This window comes from Belnapia arida, from assembly GCF_016773205.1.
GTDB classification, from domain to species: domain Bacteria; phylum Pseudomonadota; class Alphaproteobacteria; order Acetobacterales; family Acetobacteraceae; genus Belnapia; species Belnapia arida.
On sequence record NZ_JAETWB010000119.1, the window covers coordinates 1 to 2,691 of the forward strand.

Sequence of the window (2,691 nt, forward strand, 5' to 3'; positions counted from 1 at the left end):
TGGGTGTGAAGCTGTTCGTGGTCTGCGACAAGCACGGTTCGCTGCTCGACCTCGAACTGCAGCCAGCCAACACGGACTGCGCCGCTATGGCGGGTGCTGGCCGAGCAGGCCGACCGGCTGGTGGGCGGGCCGCGGGCGGCGCTGGTGATCGACGACACGGCCCTGCCAAAGAAGGGCACGCTCTCGGTCGGCGTGGCGCGGCAGTACTGCGGCCAGCTCGGCAAGCGAGCTAACTGCTAGGTGCTGGTCTCGCTGACCCTGGCGGGCGCCGAGGTGCCGGTGCCTGTCGCCCTGCGGCTGTTCCTGCCGGAGGAGTGGACGGCCGATCCCGAACGCTGCGCCGCGGCCGGCGTGCCGGCAGCGGAGGTGGTGGCCCGCAGCAAGGGCGCGATCGCGCTGGCCGAGTTGGACCGGCTCATCGCGGCCCCTGTGCGGTTTGGCCTGGTGCTGGCCGATGCGAGCTATGGCGCGAGCGCGGCCTTTCGGGCCGGCTTGAGCGAGCGGGGCCTGACCTGGGCGGTGGGCATCCCGCGCAACCAGAAGGTCTACGGCGCCGATGTTCAGCTGGTCCCGCCTATAGGCCGCAAGCGGCGCCCGGTGCCGGATCAGGAGCCCCGAGAGGCTGAGGCGGTGCTGGCTGGGCTATCCTGGCGTCGGGTGACCTGGCGGCTGGGCAGCAGGGGTCCTCTCGCGGCCAAGTTCGCGGCCACGCGCGTGCGGGTTGCTGACGGCAAGACTTGGGCGAACAACCGGCACCTGCCGGGCGACGAGGTGTGGCTGGTGGGCGAGTGGCGCTCGAGCGGCGAGCGCAAATACTACCTCTCCAATCTGCCGCCACGGACCTCGCTCCGCACCCTGGCGGCCGCCATCAAGGCACGCTGGGTCTGCGAGCAAGCGCACCAGCAACTGAAGCAGGAGCTGGGCCTCGGGCACTTCGAGGGTCGATCGTGGACCGGGCTGCACCGACACGCGCTGATGACCTGCATCGCCTTTGCGTATCTGCAGCACCTTCGCCTCGCCGGGCAGCGCTCGACGGGGTCGGGGAAAAATGCCGGGTCAGGTTCCGGGACCGCCACCATCGCCGAGCCTGCCGGCTCTGCGCCGCGCCATCATGACGCGGCTGTTCGCCGACCTCGTCACGCCAATCCGATGTCCGCACTGCCGGCGCAAGCTTAGGCCGCCGCCTGACTTTAAACTGCCCAGGTAGTGTTAGTCTTTTCGCTGGGGTGGCTGCCGGAGTTGCTTACGGTTTGAGGTACCCGCCCCTAAGCCAAATTTTTTCGCAGGTGCTGACTGGCGTCTCAGCAGATCGGCAGCCTCGACGTCGAGAACTCGAGCGAGACGGGCAAGGACGTCGATGCTAACAGCGTAGCGAGATCTCTCAAGAGCACTGACATACGTGCGATCGATCTCAGCGCGATACGCCAGTTCCTCTTGCGACAAACCCTTAGCACGCCTTGCGAGCCGAAGGTTCGAGGCCAGTATCTCGCGGATATCCATCCGCCACAAGGCACGGTCTTGAAGAGTTTTTTACCACGGAGTATACTCCACAAACCGGCGCCATTGGAGCGCTCCTGTCATGGAGAACGGTATGTCCGTGGAAGAAGACATCTTCGCCCTCCGTCTATTTGTGCGGCAGTTGGAAGGACAAGTGCGTAATGCGCAACTTCGCCTCGATGCTGCTGAGCATCGCATCACACTTCTCGATAACGAGTTCGCCGACTTTAGCAGTATCAACGACGGCCAGGGAGAGATCGTTGATCGGTATGGTCGACGGACACTGCCGCAAGTCAAACCTATACGCCGTTGCTGCAGAGACGACTGATAAACTTATCCAACGTGAGGGCAAAAACTTGAGCAGGATTATGGCATCGGATATGACACCGTGCCAGGCTGCAGCGGCCGAAGCCGTAGCGGAGTTATGCCGCCGTGAAGGAGGTAAAGGGGAACACGCATTAGGTGCGGCGACTTCGAATGGATGGCATTTGGTTAGTAGGCTTGAGGTTGCAACTGACTTTCCAACGGATCCTACCACTCTGTGGGCAGTTCGGCAGCAAAGCACCGGCAGCTTGATCGTCGTCGCAAGCGGATGGTACGGCCCAGAGATTTGCACATTGGAGGAAGTTCGTGAGGAAGTCCGCCAACGAAAGGTGGCAGTTGAAGCTGCAGAATTCTTTCTCAGCGTTGTAGATGTAGCGGATGCGTCTAAGGAAAATAAGCGACCTGAGCAGTTGGCCCAACTTTTCAAGCAAATGGATGCAGAGCGGGCCCTCAGAGAGTCCGTCGAGCGGCGAGGCGAAGCTTTGATTCGCCTTCTCGACGGACAGCCAGTGCGAGTCGATGGTGCCAACTTAGTCGATGCCGATGGCAAGATCGTCAAACGAGGAATACAAGCGCGGCGCATTGATGTCGGTCTGCGAGGACCACTCACGGAGACGCCAAAGCCATGGCCTGGAGAGCAGCAAGTGTGGACCCGGCCGGTTGGTCCGGACGTGTGGAGGCGCGGGCGGCTTCGGCTCACCAACGACAGTGCTGACTTCGTGGATGAACCTACCGCGACATCGCCAGACCGGGGTGATAGCAAGCCAAGCTCTTATGGTCTTGATCGCTCCTTAGACCCCGTTTGAGAATGGTTAGGGGTGGGCGATGCGGCGGAGCAGGAGGGCGCCGAGGCTGATGCGGATCATGGCT

The 2,691-nt window shown here is 62.7% G+C and carries 2 protein-coding genes and 1 pseudogene; 2 read left to right on the top strand and 1 reads right to left on the bottom strand.

The window, feature by feature from the left end; genetic code table 11:
• Positions 1-39 precede the first annotated feature (39 nt).
• Positions 40-1,176, top strand: a pseudogene (locus JMJ56_RS32875) (IS701 family transposase); the annotation flags it as partial.
• A 33-nt stretch (positions 1,177-1,209) separates the two neighbouring features.
• Here JMJ56_RS32875 and JMJ56_RS32880 read toward each other — a convergent pair.
• Positions 1,210-1,500, bottom strand: coding sequence for a helix-turn-helix domain-containing protein (locus JMJ56_RS32880; protein ID WP_202836081.1), 291 nt, complete (start codon positions 1,498-1,500; stop codon positions 1,210-1,212).
• Between the two features lie 158 nt (positions 1,501-1,658).
• Between JMJ56_RS32880 and JMJ56_RS32885 the strand changes: the two genes are divergently transcribed.
• Complete coding sequence (locus JMJ56_RS32885; RefSeq protein ID WP_202836082.1) at positions 1,659-2,627, top strand: hypothetical protein; 969 nt, start codon at positions 1,659-1,661, stop codon at positions 2,625-2,627.
• Positions 2,628-2,691 lie beyond the last annotated feature (64 nt).